Origin of the sequence: Pseudomonas sp. Cab53, assembly GCF_018325965.1 — a bacterium.
GTDB classification, from domain to species: Bacteria; Pseudomonadota; Gammaproteobacteria; order Pseudomonadales; family Pseudomonadaceae; genus Aquipseudomonas; species Aquipseudomonas chlororaphis_E.
In genome coordinates this window covers 174644-196327 of sequence record NZ_AP021902.1, presented here as the reverse complement: position 1 = coordinate 196327, position 21684 = coordinate 174644, and the positions used below count along the sequence as shown (strand labels likewise).

5 protein-coding genes are annotated in these 21684 nt (G+C 61.1%); 2 read left to right on the top strand and 3 right to left on the bottom strand.

Going from position 1 to position 21684, the window contains the following annotated elements:
- Positions 1-17: 17 nt before the first annotated feature.
- The 3 genes from KI241_RS00825 to KI241_RS00815 are packed head-to-tail and all read right to left on the bottom strand — an operon-like array spanning position 18 to position 4917.
- On the bottom strand, positions 18-1385 hold the full coding sequence (locus KI241_RS00825) for an HlyD family type I secretion periplasmic adaptor subunit (protein WP_212803241.1): 1368 nt from the start codon (positions 1383-1385) through the stop codon (positions 18-20).
- On the bottom strand, positions 1375-3531 hold the full coding sequence (locus tag KI241_RS00820) for a type I secretion system permease/ATPase (protein WP_212803240.1): 2157 nt from the start codon (positions 3529-3531) through the stop codon (positions 1375-1377). The genes KI241_RS00825 and KI241_RS00820 overlap by 11 nt, the downstream gene beginning before the upstream one ends.
- 36 nt (positions 3532-3567) lie before the next feature.
- Positions 3568-4917 (bottom strand): TolC family outer membrane protein, encoded by a 1350-nt coding sequence (locus KI241_RS00815; RefSeq protein ID WP_047736250.1) that lies wholly within the window; start codon positions 4915-4917, stop codon positions 3568-3570.
- 361 nt (positions 4918-5278) lie between these two features.
- On the opposite strand from KI241_RS00815, the gene KI241_RS00810 reads away from it, so the two are divergent.
- Both KI241_RS00810 and KI241_RS00805 read left to right on the top strand, forming a co-directional pair.
- Positions 5279-20920, top strand: a complete 15642-nt coding sequence (locus KI241_RS00810) for a LapA family giant adhesin (protein WP_212803239.1) — start codon at positions 5279-5281, stop codon at positions 20918-20920.
- A 118-nt stretch (positions 20921-21038) separates the two neighbouring features.
- A complete protein-coding gene (locus KI241_RS00805; RefSeq protein WP_042730632.1) occupies positions 21039-21377 on the top strand; it encodes a hypothetical protein in 339 nt (112 codons plus the stop codon).
- Positions 21378-21684: the final 307 nt, after the last annotated feature.

Genomic DNA, 21684 nt, shown 5'->3' with positions numbered 1-21684 from the left:
TCCAGACAGACAAGCGTCTATCGCTCGTGCAACGCCTCGGCCCGGGCCTTGATGATGGGCTTGAGCAGGTAGCTGAGCACGGTTTTCTTGCCGGTGATGATGTCCACCGAGGCCACCATGCCGGGGATGATCAGCAGGGGCTTTTCATCGGTGCCCAGGTGGCTGCGTTCGGTGCGCAGCTTGATGATGTAGTAGGTGGTTTTCTTGTCTTCATCGGTGATGGTGTCGGCACCGATCTGTTCCAGCTTGGCTTTCAGGCCGCCGTAGATGGTGTAGTCGTAGGCGGTGAATTTCACCGTGGCGTCCTGGCCGGGGTGCAGGAAGGCGATGTCTTGGGGACGGATTTTCGCTTCCACCAGGATGGTGTCGTCCAGCGGCACGATTTCCACCAGGTCGCTGCCGGGCTGGATCACCCCACCGATGGTGTTCACCAGCATCTTGTTGACGATGCCCCGCACAGGCGAGGTGACCAGGGTCCGGCTGACCCGGTCCTCCAGTGCCTTGCCGGTGGCCTGGGCCTTGTTCAGGTCGGTGCGCGCCTCGTTGAGCTGGGTCAGGGCCTCACTGCGGAATTTGCCGCGGGTCTCGTCGATCTTGCGCTGCACTTCCTTGATCGCCGATTCGGCACGGGGGATCGCCAGCGTCGTCGCGTCCAGTTGCCCACGGGTTTCGACTTCCGCACGCTTGAGCCGCAGCACTTCCACCGGGGAGACCGCGCCCTGGGCCACCAGCGGCTCGGACATGTTGATTTCCTGGCGTTGCAGCGCCAGGCCGGAGCGGTACTGGGCCTGCTTGGACACGAACTCGCGCAGCTCCTGTTGGCGCTGGACCAGCTGTTCCTGCAAGCCGCCGATCTCGTCGTGCAACTGTTGGCGCCGGCTGATGTACAGCGACTCCTCGCTGGCGGCCTGGCCGGGCACGGCCTTGAGCACATCGGCCGGAAAAATCAGCGGTCGGTCGTCGACTTCGGCGCTCAAGCGCTCGACCCGCAGCAGCATGGACAAGCGATCGGCCTCGGTTTCCCCGACGTTGGAGACAAACCGTGTGTCATCCAGGCGAATCAACGGCGCGCCGGCCTCGACGATCTGCCCTTCCTTGACGAACAGCTCGGCGACGATACCGCCCTCCAGGTTCTGGATTTTCTGGATCTTGGACGACGGAATCGCCTTGCCGTCGCCCTTGGTCACCTCGTCGAGCACGGCGAAGTTGGCCCACACCATCAGGAACACGAAGAAGCCGATGATCCCCCAGATCGTCAGGCGCACCACCCGCGGGGCGTCTTCGATCAGGGCCTTGTTGACCTCCGGCAGAGGCTGGCCCTGCAACGACGCCGAGCCTTTGAAGTAACGGCCGACAGACTCCTTGAAACCCGATTTAAGCAACACTGATCTGCCCCTTCTTCAACGCTTCCATCACGACCGCTTTCGGGCCGTCGGCCAGGATCTGCCCGCGGTCGATCACCAACAGGCGATCCACCAGCGACAGCAGCGATGCCCGGTGCGTGACCAGCAGCACCGTCTTGTTTTCCACCACGGCGGCCAGACGCTGCTTGAGGCGTTCTTCACCGGTGTTGTCCATGGCACTGGTGGGTTCGTCCAACAGCAGGATGGGCGGGTTGAGCAGCAACGCCCGAGCCAGGGCGACGTTCTGGCGCTGGCCGCCGGACAGGTTCTGCCCGCGCTCCCCCACTTGCAGCTCGTAGCCCTGCGGATGCAGGCGCGCGAACTCGTGCACGCCCGCCAGCTCGGCGGCCTGCAGCACCAGCTCGTCTTCCACGTAGCGGGCGCCGGAGGTCAGGTTGTCACGCAGGGTGCCGGCCAATAACTGGATGTCCTGGGGCACGTAGCCGACGTTGTAGCGCAGCTCACTGACGTCGATCTGGCGGATGTCCACGCCGTCCACCAGCAACGCACCGGCATCGGGCTGGTACAGGCCCACCAGCAACTTCGCCAGGGAACTCTTGCCCGAGCCGCTGCGGCCGATGATGCCGATCTTCTCGCCGGGCTTGATCACCAGGTTAATGTTCTTCAGCGCCGGGTTCTGCTGGTTCGGGTAGGTGAAATCCAGTTGGCGGCATTCGATGGCGCCCTGCAGGACCTTGCGGCTCAGCGGCCGCTCTTCGAAATTGCGCTCCTGGGGCAGCTCCATCATCTGGTCGACCGAGGTCATGGTGACCCGCGCCTGCTGGTAGCGGGTCAGCAGGCCCGACAACGACGCCAGCGGGCTGAGGGCGCGGCCGCTGAGCATGTAGCAGGCGATCAGGCCGCCCATGCTCAGGTTGCCGGCGATGATCTGGTAGACGCCGAAGATGATCATGATCACACCGGCCAGTTGCTGGATCAGCAAGGTGATGTTCATCGCCAGGCCGGACAGCATCTTCACCCGCAGTTCGAGGCGGCTCAGGGTTCCGATGGTCTGTTCCCACTGGTACTGGCGCTCGCTCTCGGCGTTGTTGACCTTCACGGCGTCCAGGCCGGCCAGGGTTTCGATCAGGCTGGACTGACGCTCGGCGCCCAGGGCCATGGTCCGCTCCATGGTCGCCACCAGCGGCTTCTGCAACGCATAGCCGATCAACAGGGCAATCGGGAACGCCAGCATCGGGATCCACACCAGGTGCCCGCCGAGAATCGCAATGACCAGGAAGATCAGCAGGGTGAACGGCAAATCGATCAGGCTGGTCAGCGTCAGCGAGGCCAAGAAGTCCCGCAGGCTCTGGAACTCATGGATGTTCTGGGCAAAGCTGCCGACGCGCGCCGGGCGGTATTTCATGGCCATGCCGACGATGCGCTCGAACAGCGTGGCCGAGATGATCAGGTCGGTTTTCTTGCCGGCCAGGTCCAGGCACAAACTGCGCAGCATCTTGAGGATCAGGTCGAACAGATAGGCGCCGGTGATACCCACGGCCAGTACCCACAGGGTCGATTCGGCCTGGTTCGGCACGACGCGGTCGTAGACGTTCATCACGAACAGCGGCGCGGCCATGGCAATGATGTTGATCAGCAGGCTGGCGGCGATAGCATCGGCGTACAGCCAGCGGGATCGCTTGAGGGTGTCGCGAAACCAGGAGCGTGCCCGAGGGATCAGCGTGCCGTGGTTCACGTCAAATTTATGTTGCGGCTGCGCGAAGAAGACCTTGCCGCTGTAGTCGTCCGCCAGCAGTTCGCGGCTGATGGTCACTTCGCCGCCATCGCTTTCGCTGAGCAGCAAGCGCGCCTGGTCATCACCGACCCAGCCCAGCAGCACGGCACTTCGACCGTCCTTGAGCAACAACAGGGCCGGCATGGCAATGGTCGGAATCTGGTCGAGCTTGCGTTGCAGCACCCGTCCTTGCAGACCGGCACGGGCCGCCGCGCGCGACAATAATTCGACGCTCAAGCGCTGCTTGGGCAACGGCAAGCCGGTGGTGAGCATCGCCGCGCTGGCCGGCTTCTGGTGCAGCATGCAAAGCGCCAGCAGACCGTCCAGCAACGGGTCATCGTGCAGCGTGCGCGGATCATGGCTGAGTTCGACTCGACTGACTTCTGATTCCACGCTCGGCACTCTTGCTGGTTAAAACGGATGGGGAGCTTAATTCATCCCAGGCAACTGGACCTTGGGTTTCACGTCGTTCTGCACAACCGATGCCAACGGCGCGACGACCCCCTGACTTTTGAGCAACTGGCCCATGGTCGCCTTGATCCGGTACTGGGTGAACAGCTGCACGTTCTTGATTTCCACCAGGCGCCGGGAGGCGGTGAACAGCTCGTTTTCGCTGTCGAGCAAGTCGAGCAGGGTCCGCTCGCCGAGGCTGAACTGCTTCTGATAGGCGGTGCGCACGCTGGTGCTGCGGTCCACGTACTGCTGGGCGATCGGCACCTGGGCATTGGCGTTGTTCATGGCGTTCCAGGCCAGGCCCAACTCTTCGTTGAGCTGGCGCAGGGCGTTGTTGCGGATGTCCAAGGCCTGGTTGGACAGGTACGACTTGGATTCCAGGTCAGCCTTGTTGCTGCCGCCGGCATACAGGTTGAAGCGCATGCGCAGCATGGCCTGCCATTCATTGTTGTGGCCGTTCTGGCCGTCCAGGTCGTTGTCGGCGGTGCGGCCCAGCTCAGCGTCGAAGCGAGGGTAGAAGCTCGACTTGGCGGCTTCGTACTGCTTCTCGGTGGCAACGATGTCCGCCTCGGCCGAACGCAGCACCGGGCTGTTTTCCAACATCTGATTGCGGGCTTCGTTGAGGTTGGCCGGCAGCAGCGCCATAAAATCGGCGGGGCGCTCCAGTTGGTCGGGCAGTTGGCCCACGGCGCTGAGGTAGTTGGTCTCGGCGTCGGCCAGGTTGGTCTGCTCGGTGATCAGGTTGTTGCGGGCCTGGGCCATGCGCGCTTCCGCCTGGTCGAGGTCGGCGCCACTGCCTACGCCACGGCTGGTGCGCAGCTTGATCTGGTCGAAGATGCGCTCATGGCTCTTGAGGTTTTCCTCGGCCAGGCGCACGAATTCGCGGCGGGTCAGCACGTCCAGGTACACCTGGGCGACGGTCAGGCCGGTGCGCTCGGAGGTGTCCAGCAGCGAATACGCGCGGGCGTTGACGGTGGCTTGTTGACGCCCCACTTCGCTGGACGTCGCAAAACCGTCAAAAACCATTTGCGTCAGGCGCAGGCTCGACTCGCTACGGTTCAGGGTTTCCCAGTGATTGTTGCTGCCCGAGCGGGTGGTGACGCTGTCGGTGCCTTCGCGACCGTACCCGGCTGCAAGGTCCACTCTAGGCAGGTAGCCGCCCTTGGCCGCCTTGAGTTGATAGTCCGCCGCAAGACGACTGTTAACGCCAGCCTGAATTTCAGGATGAACATCCAGCGCCTGTTGCATGGCCTGCGGCAAGGTTTGTGCTTGTACGAAACTGGCGGCGAGGGCGAAGGGTAAAGCCTTGAACAGAGGCGAACGCATGGTGGGATTTTTCCTGAAACTCTTGTCGTGGATCACAGCGAAACGTGGCGCTGCATCGGATGATGGCAACCGGAATGACCGTATGTCGGAAAGTTCGAAACAGGAAACGAATCGTGCACCGAATTAACAGGTCGCCGCTTAAATATCAATGTGACATTACCGAAGCGATTGTTTAGGATGGCCGGCATAAGGTCAATAGTTTGGCATAAACAAAAAGCTCGAAAAAACCAGCCAAAATATTGACATAGTAGAGCGTCAAAACAACCCCTATTTGCGAAACAAGAACGTCCAGACCGCTGCTGCCTTACAGGCTGTCGGGTCCATGGAAGTCTACTGAGCGTGGCACCCGGAGAAGTCTTCAATGAGCAGTGTTATTGCCGTTGTCAAAAGCATTGTTGGTCAGGTTTTCGTCGTATCCCCCGAGGGCATTCGGCGTGTACTCATTGAAGGTGATCGCCTGTACACGGGCGACCAGTTGGACACCGGCCCTGCGGGCGCCGTCACGTTGGAATTGGCCGACGGCCGCACGCTCGACCTGGGCCGCGACACCCAGTGGAGCGCCAATGCACCCGACTCTTCCACCGATCTCGCCGCCGCCACTGCCCAGGCCGCGCCGTCGGTAGAAGAACTGCAGCAGGCCATCGCCGCCGGTGCCGACCCGACGACAGCCCTGGAAGCCACCGCTGCCGGCGCCACCGCCGCGGGGACGGGCGGTGCCGCCGGTGGCGGTCACACCTTCGTGGCGCTGGACGCCACCGCTGGCAGCGTCGACCCTACCGTCGGTTTTCCAACGGAAGGCCTGAGCACGGCCGCCGCCACCACCACCGACCTCACTGGCCTGGATACCAACGCCAATGCCAATACCACCGCCAACGCGGTGGTCAACGCGACGATGACCCTGAGCGCCACGCCGACCCTGACAGAGGCTGGTGGTGTGTTGGTCTACACCGCAACCGTGACCCAGGCGCCACAGACCGCCCTGACCGTGACACTGTCCAACGGCTCCGTGATCGTGATTCCAGCGGGCCAGACAACCGGCACCGTCAACGTTCCGCTGGCCCCGAACGACACGGTCTACAACGACCCCACCCAAATCAGCGTGACCGTTACTGGCACCACGGGCGGTACCGGCATCGCCGTGACCCTGCCTACCACGCCAGCCGTGACCCAGATCACCGACACCATCGACACCACTAACGTCACCCTGACCGCAGGCAACACGGTGACTGAAGGCGGCCAGATCACCTACACCGCCACACTGACCAACCCGGCTCAAACTCCAGTGACCGTGACCCTGAGCAATGGCTCGGTCATCACCATCGCGGCAGGTCAGACCGCCGGCACCGTCACCGTCGACACCCCGGCTAACGACGTCTACAACAACGGCAGCACCGTCAGCACCACTATTACCGGTGCCACCGGTGGCAACTTCGAAAACCTGGTGCCAAGCACCACGCCAGCGGTCACGACGATTACCGATTCGGCTGATACCACTGGCCTGACCCTGTCCGCCAGCAACACCATCACCGAAGGCGGCCAGATCACCTACACCGCGACCCTGACCAACCCGGCTCAAACTCCAGTGACCGTGACCTTGAGCAATGGCTCGGTCATCACCATCGCTGCGGGCCAGACCGCCGGCACCGTCACCGTCGATACCCCGGCCAACGACGTCTACAACAATGGCAGCACCGTCAGCACCACCATTACCGGGGCTACTGGCGGCAACTTTGAAAACCTGGTGCCAAGCACCACGCCAGCAGTCACTACGATTACCGATTCGGCTGATACCACTGGCCTGACCCTGTCCGCCAGCAACACCATCACCGAAGGCGGCCAGATCACCTACACCGCCACCTTGACCAACCCGGCACAGACCCCAGTGACCGTGACCCTGAGCAATGGCTCGGTCATCACCATCGCGGCAGGTCAGACCGCCGGCACCGTCACCGTCGATACCCCGGCCAACGACGTCTACAACAATGGCAGCACCGTCAGCACCACCATTACCGGGGCTACTGGCGGCAACTTTGAAAACCTGGTGCCAAGCACCACGCCAGCAGTCACTACGATTACCGATTCGGCTGATACCACTGGCCTGACCCTGTCCGCCAGCAACACCATCACCGAAGGCGGCCAGATCACCTACACCGCCACCTTGACCAACGCCGCTCAAACCCCGGTGACCGTGACCTTGAGCAATGGCTCGGTCATCACCATCGCGGCAGGTCAGACTGCCGGCACCGTCACCGTTGATACCCCGGCCAATGACGTCTACAACAATGGCAGCACCGTCAGCACCACCATTACCGGTGCCACCGGCGGCAACTTTGAGAACCTCGTTCCGAGCACCACGCCAGCGGTCACGACGATTACCGATTCGACGGACACTACCGATCTGAGTCTGTCGGCATCCACCGAAGTGGCAGAGGGCGGTCAGATCCTCTACACCGCGACACTGACCAACCCTGCCGGTACCCCAGTCACCGTGACGCTGAGCAACGGCGCCGTGATCAACATCGCGGCCGGTGCAACCACTGGTTCCGTGGCTGTGGACGCGCCAAAAGACGACGTCTACAAGGACGCCGGCAAGGTCGAAGTCAGCATCGATAAAGCGGTTGGCGGTAACTTCGAAAACCTGGTGCCGAGCACTGCCCCTGCTGTGACTGACGTTACCGATACCATCGATACGTCGACCGTCAGCCTGACCGCCACGTCGACGGTGGCTGAAGGTGGCACCGTGGTTTACACCGCCTCGGTTAATGCCCCGGTGACTGACGCACCATTGGTCGTCACTTTGTCGAATGGCCAAACCATCACCATCCCAGTGGGCGCAAGCTCTGCTTCGGTGAACTTCGTTGCACCGAATGATGCACTCGCTGGCGGCGACAACTTGAGCGTCAAGATCGACGATGCCCAGGGCGGTAACTACGAAAATCTGGTTGCAGATAAAACCCCAGCTGAAACCTCGGTGACTGACGTACAGGACACCACCGGTCTTAGCCTGAGCGCCACCGGCACCGTCGCCGAAGGTGGCTCGATCGTTTACACCGCTACTCTGACCAATGCGGCCGGCACCCCTGTGACTGTGACGCTGAGCAACGGCGCAGTGATCAACATCGCCGCTGGTGCAACCACCGGTACCGTCACTGTTGATGCGCCTAAAGACGACGTCTACAAGGACGCCGGCAAGGTTGAAGTCAGTATCGATAAAGCCACTGGCGGTAACTTCGAAAACCTGGTGCCGAGCACTACTCCAGCGGTCACTGACGTTACCGATACTATCGATACGTCGACCGTCAGCCTGACGGCCACCTCGACCGTGGCTGAAGGCGGAACCGTGGTTTATACCGCCTCGGTCAACGCCCCGGTCACTGATGCTCCGCTGGTTGTAACACTGAGCAACGGCCAGACCATCACTATCCCCGTGGGCGCAAGCTCTGCTTCGGTGAACTTCGTTGCGCCAAACGATGCACTCTCTGGCGGCGATAACCTGAGCGTCAAGATTGATGACGCCCAGGGCGGCAACTACGAAAAACTCGCCATTGATGGCAAAACCGCTGAGACCACGGTTACCGATACTCAAGACACCACCGGCCTGACGCTTTCCGCAACCGACACTGTGGCTGAGGGCGGCTCGATCGTTTACACCGCTACTCTGACCAATGCAGCCGGCACCCCAGTGACCGTCACGTTGAGCAATGGCGCCGTGATCAACATCGCCGCTGGTGCGACCACCGGTACCGTCACTGTCGACGCGCCAAAAGACGACGTCTACAAAGACGCCGGCAAGGTCGAAGTCAGCATCGATAAAGCCACTGGCGGCAACTTCGAAAACCTAGTTCCGAGCACTGCCCCAGCAGTGACTGATGTTACCGACACCATCGACACCAGCACTGTTTCGCTCACTGCGACGTCGACGGTGGCCGAAGGTGGCACCGTGGTTTATACCGCCTCGGTTAATGCCCCGGTGACTGACGCTCCGTTGGTCGTCACTTTGTCGAATGGCCAAACCATCACCATCCCAGTGGGCGCAAGCTCTGCTTCGGTGAACTTCGTTGCACCAAACGACGCCCTCGCCGGCGGCGATAACCTGAGCGTCAAAATTGACGATGCCCAGGGCGGTAACTACGAAAAACTCGCCATCGATGGCAAAACCGCTGACACCACCGTTACCGATACCCAGGACACTACCGGTCTGACCTTGAGTGCGACTGATTCGGTTGCTGAAGGTGGCTCAATCGTCTACACCGCGACCCTAACCAACGCCGCCGGCACGCCAGTGACTGTGACGCTGAGCAATGGCGCGGTGATCAACATCGCGGCTGGTGCAACCACTGGCACCGTCACTGTCGACGCGCCGAAGGATGACGTCTACAAAGATGCTGGCAAAGTTGAAGTCAGCATCGACAAAGCCACGGGTGGTAACTTCGAGAACCTCGTTCCGAGCACTACTCCAGCGGTCACTGACGTTACCGACACCATCGACACCAGCACTGTTTCGCTCACTGCGACTTCGATGGTGGCCGAAGGTGGCACCGTGGTTTATACCGCCTCGGTTAATGCCCCAGTGACTGACGCGCCATTGGTCGTCACTTTGTCGAATGGCCAGACCATCACCATCCCGGTCGGCGCAAGTTCTGCTTCGGTGAACTTCGTTGCACCAAACGACGCCCTCGCCGGCGGCGATAACCTGAGCGTCAAAATTGACGATGCCCAGGGCGGCAACTACGAAAAGCTCGCCATCGACGGTAAAACTGCTGACACCACGGTTACCGATACACAGGACACTACAGGGCTGACGCTTTCCGCAACTGACAATGTGGCCGAGGGCGGTTCGATCGTTTACACCGCGACCCTGACTAATGCAGCCGGCACCCCAGTGACCGTCACGTTGAGCAATGGCGCGGTGATCAACATCGCGGCTGGTGCAACCACTGGCACCGTCACCGTCGACGCGCCGAAGGACGACGTCTACAAAGATGCTGGCAAGGTCGAAGTCAGTATCGACAAGGCCACGGGTGGCAACTTCGAGAACCTGGTTCCGAGCACTACCCCTGCTGTGACTGACGTTACCGATACCATCGACACCAGTACCGTTTCGCTTACTGCGACTTCGACCGTGGCCGAAGGTGGCACTGTCGTTTACACCGCATCGGTAAACGCCCCGGTCACTGAAGAGCCGCTGGTCGTCACGCTGAGCAACGGCCAAACCATCACCATCCCAGTGGGCGCAAGCTCCGCGTCGGTGAACTACGTTGCACCGAACGACGCGCTCGCCGGCGGCGATAACCTGAGCGTCAAGATCGATGACGCCCAGGGCGGCAACTACGAAAAACTTGCCATCGACGGTAAAACTGCTGACACCACCGTTACCGACACCCAGGACACTACAGGCCTGACCTTGAGTGCGACTGACTCGGTTGCTGAAGGTGGCTCGATTGTTTACACCGCTACTCTGACTAATGCGGCCGGCACACCAGTGACTGTGACGCTGAGCAATGGCGCGGTGATCAACATCGCGGCTGGTGCAACCACTGGCACCGTCACTGTCGACGCGCCTAAAGACGACGTCTACAAGGATGCCGGCAAGGTTGAAGTCAGCATCGATAAAGCCACTGGCGGTAACTTCGAAAACCTGGTGCCGAGCACTACTCCGGCTGTCACGGATGTCACCGACACCATCGATACGTCGACCGTCAGCCTGACCGCCACGTCGACCGTGGCTGAAGGTGGCATCGTGGTTTATACCGCCTCGGTTAATGCCCCGGTGACTGATGCTCCGCTGGTTGTAACACTGAGCAACGGCCAGACCATCACTATCCCCGTGGGCGCAAGCTCCGCGTCGGTAAACTTCGTTGCGCCAAACGATGCACTCTCTGGCGGCGATAACCTGAGCGTCAAAATTGACGATGCCCAGGGCGGCAACTACGAAAAGCTCGCCATCGACGGTAAAACCGCTGACACCACGGTTACCGATACCCAAGACACCACCGGCCTGACGCTTTCCGCAACCGACACTGTGGCTGAGGGCGGCTCGATCGTTTACACCGCTACTCTGACCAACGCCGCCGGCACACCAGTGACCGTCACGCTGAGCAACGGCGCAGTGATCAACATCGCGGCCGGTGCGACTACTGGCACTGTCACTGTCGACGCGCCAAAAGACGACGTCTACAAAGACGCCGGCAAGGTTGAAGTCAGCATCGACAAGGCCACAGGCGGTAACTTCGAAAACCTGGTTCCGAGCACCACTCCGGCTGTCACTGATGTTACCGACACCATCGACACCAGCACTGTCTCGCTCACGGCGACTTCGACCGTCGCTGAAGGCGGTACCGTGGTCTACACCGCATCTGTGAACGCCCCGGTCACTGAAGCGCCGCTGGTCGTCACGCTGAGCAACGGCCAAACCATCACCATCCCAGTGGGCGCAAGCTCTGCTTCGGTGAACTTCGTTGCACCAAACGACGCCCTCGCCGGCGGCGATAACCTGAGCGTCAAAATTGACGATGCCCAGGGCGGTAACTACGAAAAACTCGCCGTCGATGGCAAAACCGCTGACACCACCGTTACCGATACTCAGGACACTACCGGGCTGACCTTGAGTGCGACTGATTCGGTTGCCGAAGGTGGCTCGATTGTTTACACCGCAACCCTGACCAACGCCGCCGGCACCCCAGTGACTGTGACGCTGAGCAATGGTGCGGTCATCAACATCGCGGCTGGTGCGACCACTGGCACTGTGACCGTCGACGCACCGAAGGACGACGTCTACAAAGACGCCGGCAAAGTTGAAGTCAGCATCGATAAAGCCGTTGGCGGTAACTTCGAAAACTTGGTGCCGAGCACCACGCCAGCGGTGACTGATGTCACCGACACCATCGACACCAGCACTGTCTCGCTCACGGCGACTTCGACCGTCGCTGAAGGCGGTACCGTGGTCTACACCGCATCGGTCAACGCCCCGGTCACTGATGCTCCGCTGGTTGTAACACTGAGCAACGGCCAGACCATCACTATCCCCGTGGGCGCAAGCTCCGCGTCGGTGAACTTCGTTGCACCAAACGACGCGCTCGCCGGCGGCGATAACCTGAGCGTCAAGATTGACGACGCACAGGGCGGTAACTACGAAAATCTGGTTGCAGATAAAACTCCAGCCGAAACTACGGTTACAGACACCCAAGACACTACCGGTCTGACGCTTTCCGCAACCGACACTGTCGCTGAAGGCGGCTCGATCGTTTACACCGCAACCCTAACCAACGCCGCCGGCACGCCAGTGACTGTGACACTGAGCAATGGCGCGGTGATCAACATCGCGGCTGGTGCAACCACTGGCACCGTCACCGTTGATGCGCCTAAAGACGACGTCTACAAAGACGCGGGCAAAGTTGAAGTCAGCATCGATAAAGCCACAGGCGGCAACTTCGAGAATTTGGTGCCGAGCACCACTCCAGCGGTAACAGATGTCACTGACACCATCGACACTAGTACCGTTTCGCTCACCGCGACTTCGACGGTGGCCGAAGGTGGCACTGTCGTTTACACCGCCTCGGTCAACGCTCCAGTCACTGAAGCACCGCTGGTCGTCACTTTGTCGAATGGCCAGACCATCACCATCCCAGTAGGCGCAAGCTCTGCTTCGGTGAACTTCGTTGCACCAAACGACGCCCTCGCCGGCGGCGATAACCTGAGCGTCAAAATTGACGATGCCCAGGGCGGTAACTACGAAAAACTCGCCATCGATGGCAAAACCGCTGACACCACCGTTACCGATACCCAGGACACCACCGGCCTGACGCTTTCTGCAACCGACACTGTGGCTGAGGGTGGCTCGATCGTTTACACCGCAACCCTGACTAACGCCGCCGGCACGCCAGTGACTGTGACACTGAGCAATGGCGCGGTGATCAACATCGCGGCTGGTGCAACCACCGGTACCGTCACTGTCGATGCGCCTAAAGACGACGTCTACAAGGACGCCGGCAAAATTGAAGTCAGCATCGACAAGGCCACAGGCGGTAACTTCGAGAACCTGGTTCCGAGCACTACCCCTGCTGTGACTGACGTTACCGACACCATCGATACATCGACCGTCAGCCTGTCGGCCACCTCGACCGTGGCTGAAGGTGGCACCGTGGTTTATACCGCCTCGGTTAATGCCCCCGTGACTGACGCTCCGTTGGTTGTCACGCTGAGCAATGGCCAGACCATCACCATTCCGGTCGGCGCAAGCTCTGCTTCGGTGAACTTCGTTGCACCGAACGATGCGCTCGCCGGCGGCGACAACTTGAGCGTCAAGATCGACGATGCCAAGGGCGGCAACTACGAAAATCTGGTTGCAGATAAAACTCCAGCCGAAACTACGGTTACAGACACCCAGGACACTACCGGTCTGACGCTTTCCGCAACCGACACTGTGGCTGAGGGCGGCTCGATCGTTTACACCGCTACTCTGACCAACGCCGCCGGCACACCAGTGACCGTCACGCTGAGCAACGGCGCCGTGATCAACATCGCGGCTGGTGCAACCACCGGCACTGTGACCGTCGACGCACCGAAAGATGACGTCTACAAAGACGCCGGCAAAGTTGAAGTCAGCATTGATAAAGCGGTTGGTGGTAACTTCGAGAACCTCGTTCCGAGCACTACTCCAGCGGTCACTGACGTTACCGATACCATCGACACCAGCACCGTTTCACTCACGGCGACTTCGACCGTCGCTGAAGGCGGTACCGTGGTCTACACCGCCTCGGTCAACGCCCCGGTCACTGATGCTCCGCTGGTTGTAACACTGAGCAACGGCCAGACCATCACTATCCCCGTGGGCGCAAGCTCCGCGTCGGTGAACTTCGTTGCACCAAACGACGCCCTTGCTGGCGGCGACAACTTGAGCGTCAAGATTGATGACGCCCAGGGCGGTAACTACGAAAAACTCGCCATCGATGGCAAAACCGCTGACACCACCGTTACCGATACCCAGGACACCACCGGCCTGACGCTTTCCGCAACCGACACTGTGGCTGAGGGCGGCTCGATCGTTTACACCGCTACTCTGACCAACGCCGCCGGCACACCAGTGACCGTCACGCTGAGCAACGGCGCAGTGATCAACATCGCGGCCGGTGCGACCACTGGCACTGTCACTGTCGACGCGCCAAAAGACGACGTCTACAAAGACGCCGGCAAGGTTGAAGTCAGCATCGACAAGGCCACGGGTGGCAACTTCGAGAACCTCGTTCCGAGCACTACTCCAGCGGTCACTGACGTTACCGACACCATCGACACATCGACCGTCAGTCTGTCGGCCACTTCGACCGTCGCCGAAGGCGGTACCGTGGTCTACACCGCCTCGGTCAACGCGCCAGTCACTGACGCTCCGCTGGTCGTCACTTTGTCGAATGGCCAGACCATCACCATCCCAGTAGGCGCAAGCTCTGCTTCGGTGAACTTCGTTGCACCGAACGATGCGCTCGCCGGCGGCGACAACTTGAGCGTCAAGATCGACGATGCCAAGGGCGGCAACTACGAAAATCTGGTTGCAGATAAAACTCCAGCCGAAACTACGGTTACAGACACCCAAGACACTACCGGTCTGACGCTTTCCGCAACTGACACTGTGGCCGAGGGCGGTTCGATCGTTTACACCGCTACTCTGACCAATGCAGCCGGCACACCAGTGACCGTCACGCTGAGCAACGGCGCAGTCATCAACATCGCCGCTGGTGCAACTACCGGTACCGTCACTGTCGACGCGCCAAAAGACGACGTCTACAAAGACGCCGGCAAGGTCGAAGTCAGCATCGACAAGGCCACGGGTGGCAACTTCGAAAACTTGGTGCCTAGCACCACGCCAGCGGTGACTGACGTTACCGATACCATCGACACCAGCACCGTTTCGCTTACTGCGACTTCGACTGTGGCCGAAGGTGGCACCGTCGTTTACACCGCTTCGGTCAACGCGCCAGTCACTGACGCGCCATTGGTCGTCACCTTGTCGAATGGCCAGACCATCACCATTCCCGTGGGCGCAAGCTCTGCGTCGGTGAACTTCGTTGCGCCGAACGATGCACTCGCAGGTGGCGATAACCTGAGCGTCAAGATCGATGACGCCCAGGGCGGCAACTACGAAAAACTCGCCATCGACGGTAAAACTGCTGACACCACCGTTACCGACACGCAGGACACTACAGGCCTGACCTTGAGTGCGACTGATTCGGTTGCTGAAGGTGGCTCGATTGTTTACACCGCAACCCTGACCAACGCCGCCGGCACACCAGTGACCGTCACGCTGAGCAACGGCGCAGTGATCAACATCGCGGCCGGTGCGACCACTGGCACTGTCACTGTCGACGCGCCAAAAGACGACGTCTACAAAGACGCCGGCAAGGTTGAAGTCAGCATCGACAAGGCCACGGGTGGCAACTTCGAGAACCTCGTTCCGAGCACTACTCCAGCGGTCACTGACGTTACCGACACCATCGACACATCGACCGTCAGCCTGTCGGCCACCTCGACCGTCGCCGAAGGCGGTACCGTGGTCTACACCGCTTCGGTCAACGCGCCAGTCACTGACGCGCCATTGGTCGTCACTTTGTCGAATGGCCAGACCATCACCATCCCGGTCGGCGCAAGTTCTGCTTCGGTGAACTTCGTTGCGCCAAACGACGCCCTCGCTGGCGGCGATAACCTGAGCGTCAAGATTGATGACGCCCAGGGCGGTAACTACGAAAAACTTGCCATCGACGGTAAAACTGCTGACACCACCGTTACCGACACCCAGGACACTACAGGCCTGACTTTGAGTGCGACTGACTCGGTTGCTGAAGGTGGCTCGATTGTTTACACCGCTACTCTGACCAACGCCGCCGGCACACCAGTGACCGTCACGCTGAGCAACGGCGCAGTGATCAACATCGCGGCCGGTGCGACCACTGGCACTGTCACTGTCGACGCGCCAAAAGACGACGTCTACAAAGACGCCGGCAAGGTTGAAGTCAGCATCGACAAGGCCACGGGTGGCAACTTCGAGAACCTCGTTCCGAGCACTACTCCAGCGGTCACTGACGTTACCGACACCATCGACACATCGACCGTCAGCCTGTCGGCCACTTCGACCGTCGCCGAAGGCGGCACCGTGGTCTACACCGCCTCGGTCAACGCCCCGGTCACCAACGCGCCGCTGGTTGTAACACTGAGCAACGGCCAGACCATCACCATCCCAGTGGGCGCAAGCTCTGCTTCGGTGAACTTCGTTGCACCAAACGACGCCCTCGCCGGCGGCAATCACCTGAGCGTCAAGATCGATGACGCCCAGGGCGGTAACTACGAAAAACTCGCCATCGATGGCAAAACCGCTGACACCACCGTTACCGATACCCAAGACACTACAGGCCTGACCTTGAGTGCGACTGATTCGGTTGCCGAAGGTGGCTCGATCGTTTACACCGCAACCCTGACCAACGCCGCTGGCACGCCAGTGACTGTGACACTGAGCAATGGTGCGGTCATCAACATCGCCGCCGGTGCAACCACCGGCACTGTGACCGTCGACGCGCCGAAGGATGACGTCTATAAAGATGCTGGCAAAGTTGAAGTCAGCATCGATAAGGCGGTTGGCGGTAACTTCGAGAACCTCGTTCCGAGCACTACTCCAGCCGTGACCAATGTCACCGACACCATCGACACATCGACCGTCAGCCTGTCCGCCACTTCGACCGTCGCCGAAGGCGGCACCGTGGTCTACACCGCCTCGGTCAACGCCCCGGTCACCAACGCGCCGTTGGTCGTCACGCTGAGCAACGGCCAGACCATCACCATTCCCGTGGGCGCAAGCTCCGCGTCGGTGAACTTCGTTGCACCGAACGACGCCCTCGCCGGCGGCAACCACCTGAGCGTCAAGATCGACGACGCACAGGGCGGCAACTACGAAAAACTCGCCATCGATGGCAAAACTGCTGACACCACCGTTACCGATACCCAGGACACCACCGGCCTGAGCCTAAGCGCTACCGGTACCGTGGCCGAGGGTGGTCAGATCACCTACACCGCGACCCTGACCAACGCGGCCGGGACACCTGTCGACGTTACCCTGAGCAATGGCGCCGTCATTCACATCGACGCCGGCAAAACCACCGGCACCGTCACTGTCGATGCGCCTAAAGACGACGTCTACAAAGACGCCGGCAAGGTCGAAGTCAGTATCGATAAAGCAACAGGCGGTAACTTCGAGCACCTGGTGCCAAGTACCACTCCAGCTGTGACCAATGTCACCGACACCATCGACACCAGTACTGTCAGCATCAGCGGCAGCACGTCGGTCACTGAAGGCCAGACCGCTACGTACACCGTCAGCCTGACGAACCCGGCGCAAACCGAGGTGACGCTCAAGATCGTCTACAGCGGCACCGCCGCCGACGGCTCGGACTTCACCGGCGTCTACACCGTGAAGATCCCGGCCAACGGCACCAGCGCCACCTTCAACGTGGCCACGCTGGACGACAAGATCACCGAAGGCACGGAAAACTTCGTGGTCAAGATCGACTCGGCCACCGGCGGCAACTTCGAGAACCTGGCAATCAGCGGCACCAATGGCAGCGTCAGCACCTCGATCATCGACAACGATGCGCCACCGGTACTCGACCTGGATGCCAACAACTCCAGCGGCAAGACCGGCGCTGACTATCAGGTGACCTTCACCGAAGGCACCCCTGGCCAGGGCGTGTCGATTGGCGACACTGACCTGAAAATCACCGACCCGGACAGCACCATGCTGACCGGCGCCACCATCGTGCTGACCAACCGTCAGCCAGGCGATGCGCTGAACCTGGGCAACAGCGTCAATGGCATCAGCATCAACGCCAACAGCACCAACGGTACGGTCACGCTGACCCTGTCCGGCAACGCGACGCTCGCCGACTACATGCAGCAGATCAAGAACATCAGCTTCACCAACAGCAGCGATGACCCAAGCACCGTCCCGCGCATCATCACCGTGACCGTGACCGACGGCACCAGTTACTCCAACACCGCCACCACCACCGTGAACGTGGTCGGGGTCAACGATGCACCGGTGGCCACCGGCGGTGCGGTGACCGGTACCGAGGACACTTCGCTGGTCCTCGGCTGGTCGACCTTCGGCGTCAGCGACCTGGACAGCCCGGCAGCAAGCCTGGGCGTGAAAATCACCGGCCTGCCAAGCGACGGCAAGTTGCAGTACCTCGATGGCGCAACCTGGAAGGACGTGGCCAACAACCAGACCTTCACCAAGGCCGACATCGATGCCGGCAAGCTGCGCTTCACGCCGGATGCCAACGAATCCGGTGCCAACGGCAACCCGGCCGGCGTGGGCGATCAAAAGGCCGATTACGCACAGATCAGCTTCCAGCCCACCGACGGCCAGGCACTGGGCACTACCGGCACCGTGAAGATCGACATCACACCCGTTGCCGACGCCCCGACCCTCAACGTGGCCGGCAACAGCGTGACCTCCACCGGCCTGATCAAGGAAGTCTGGACCGGCCTGTCTGGCCTGGGCACCGATGGCAGCGGCGCGCCGTCCGGCACCCTCAAGTCGGTGATCGATGCTGCCGGCACGCCGAACAGCAGCAGCACCGTGACCAACGTGCAGTCCGACAGCAACGTGAACCCTGGCACGGCGTCGAAAACTTCCGGTCTGATTTACCTCGAAGCCGGCAAGACCTACACCTTCAGCGGCACCGGCGACGACAGCCTGTTGGTGACCGTCGGCGGCAAGGACGTGGCGGCAATTACCTGGGGCGCGGGCGGCAAGCTGAACGGCTCGTTCACACCGACCACCAGCGGCTACTACACCCTGGACATCTACCACCACAACCAGACCGGTCCGGGCAGCTATGACGTGAACCTGTCGGTCAACGGCGGCACGGCGGTCGACCTGAGCAGTGCTGGCGTACCGCTGTACACCGGCGTGGCTGACCTGGCGAATGCCGGCGTGACGGTCTCCGACCTGCACGGCAGCAATGGCGAGGGTTACTACGACGGCTACAAGCTCAACGAAGGCGCCGAAGGCTCCAGCGTGCACCTGTCGAAGATCACCACCGCCCTGACCGACACCGACGGCTCCGAAAGCCTGAGCGTGAAAGTCGGCGGTATCCCTGAAGGCAGCGTGCTGACCGATGGCGCGGGCCACACCGTGACCGTGGGCAGCAGCGGCGAAGCCTCGATCACCGGCTGGAACCTGGGCAGCCTGACCTTGACGCCACCGGCGTACTACAACGGCAAGTTCAACGTGACCGTGACGTCGACGGCCACCGAAGCCCTGGGAGGCTCGGCAGTCACCACGGCCCAGATCCCGGTTACCGTGTACCCGGCCGTCTACAACGCCACCACCGCGACCTCCGCCAGTGACAACGTCGTCGGCACCGACGCCAACGACATCATTGTCGCCGACATCGGCGGCCTGACCGTGGTACCGGGCGTCAACTACAACATCGCCTTCATGGTCGACAGCTCCGGCAGCATGAGTTCCTCGTCCATCACCGCGGCCAAGGATTCGCTGACGTCGGTGTTCAACACCCTCAAGCAAAGCCTGGGCAGCAACTCCGGCACGGTGAACATCTTCCTGGCCGACTTCGACGCCCAGGTGAACAAGACCGTTTCGGTGAACCTCAACGACCCGAATGCCCTGACACTGCTCAAGGGCGTGCTGAACTCCATGGTTTCCGGCGGCGGCACCAACTACGAGGACGTGTTCAAGACCACGGCCAACTGGTTCAAGAGCACCGAGGCCATGGCCAACACCGGCGCGAAGAACCTGACGTACTTCATCACCGACGGCCAGCCGACGTTCTACCAGGCCGGCGAGCAGACGAACCCGACCCTGTATGGCGATGTGAAGCTGGACAGCCTCATCACCACCAACAACTACAAGCTTGGGCAAACCTTCAGCGCCGATCTGGACAGCAAGCACCGCGTGCAGGTCGATAGCAGCGGCAACGTCACGCTGCAGACCTGGCAGAAGTCCTGGGGCGGCTACTGGAGCAGCGAGGAACTGGGCACCCTGCACGCCCAAGGGGACGGCACCTATGAACTGTCCTACCTCAGCGGCACCGGCAACAGCACCGACTCGGCCACCAGCAGCAACTCCCTGAGTGCCTTTGCGCTGCTCAGCTCGGTGTCCGGCGTGGAAGCCATCGGACTGAACCAGGGCGTGACCCTGGCCGACCTCAAGCCCTACGACTCGGACCAGACGCCGCAGACCAACATCGACCCGAAAAACCTGGCCAACTCGATCATCGGCCACACCGAAGCGACCATGCCGGGGGCCGACACCGTCAATGGCGGCGATGGCCACGACATCCTGTTCGGCGACCTGGTGAGCTTCAACGGCATTGCCGGCGAGGGTTACCAGGCCATCCAGGCGTTCGTTGCCCAGCAGAACGGCGTGGACGTCAGCAAAGTCACCACCAGCAACGTGCACCAGTACATCACCGAACACTACACCGCGTTCGATGTGTCGGGTGCCCACGATGGCAATGACACCCTGCTCGGCGGCGCCGGCAACGACATCATCTTCGGCCAGGGCGGCAACGACCTGCTCGACGGTGGCAAGGGTAACGACATCCTGCTCGGTGGCACCGGCAACGACACGCTGATTGGCGGCCAGGGCAATGACACCCTGATCGGTGGCTTGGGCGGCGATACCTTTGTCTGGAAGTCCGGTGACACCGGCACTGACGTGATCAAGGACTTCAAGGCCGCTGAAGGTGACCGGATCGACCTGCGGGATCTATTGCAGGGCGAAAGCGGCAGCACCATCGACCACTTCCTGAAAATCAGCACGGTCGATGGCGTGTCGTCGCTGCAAGTGAGCAGCTCCGGCCAGTTCAACACCGGCAACGCCGCGGCGACGCCGGACGTGACGATCAAGCTGGAAGGCAACAACTGGTCGAGCGTCAACCTGAACTCGTTGATCGCCGGCAGCGACCCGACCATCAAGATCGATCACAACAACAGCTGAACCTGACACAAACCGGTGGCGAGGGAGCAAGCTCCCTCGCCACAATAAGTGTTCATACTCCCGCAGAGTTGGCCTATGCTGCCCAGCATGACGCCGCTTCATACATGAGGGATGCCCGATGTTTTATGTGCAACGCGATGCACAAGGCTTGCTGGTGCGCGTAGAAGCCATCGCCTATGCCGAAGCCACCGAAACCCTGCCGGCCGACAACCACGAGATCCAGGACTGGTTTGCCAACCAGGCGGTGGAAAACAGTCTCAAGCAGCTCAAGCAGAGCGACCTGGAGATGATCCGGGTACTCGACGACTTGATCCAGGTGCTGACCAGCAAAGGCGTCATCCGCGTCACCGACCTGCCACCGGCGGCCCAGGCCAAACTGATGGACCGCAACCAGGCACGGGTCGCATTGGGAGGGTTGAGCCGGTTGATCGATGATGATGAGAAGGGGTTGATCTAGCCCTGACTCTCAGGCTGACGCCATTCCAGGCAATACACAGCCTCTGTGGCGAGGGAGCTTGCTCCCGCTGGCCTGCGAAGCAGGCCCCGGCATTTCTCCAGGCAGACCGCACTGTCCGATCTTGCGACTGCTGCGCAGCCGAGCGGGAGCAAGCTCCCTCGCCACGGTCTTTGGGGTGTGTCTGATCCGACGAAGGCGGTTCTCAATCCACCACAGACCTGTCAGCTCGGCGCTTGCGCTTCCAGCCGATCCATCGCCTAGGACTTGCTGGCTTTATGCATCTTCAAGAGCTGGATTGCCTGGGCCG

Bases quoted from the DNA above. Each gene is read 5' to 3' on its own strand.
- KI241_RS00815 (WP_047736250.1), bottom strand. From the start codon at position 4,917: ATGCGTTCGCCTCTGTTCAAGGCTTTACCCTTCGCCCTCGCCGCCAGT.
- KI241_RS00810 (WP_212803239.1), top strand. From the start codon at position 5,279: ATGAGCAGTGTTATTGCCGTTGTCAAAAGCATTGTTGGTCAGGTTTTC.
- KI241_RS00805 (WP_042730632.1), top strand. From the start codon at position 21,039: ATGTTTTATGTGCAACGCGATGCACAAGGCTTGCTGGTGCGCGTAGAA.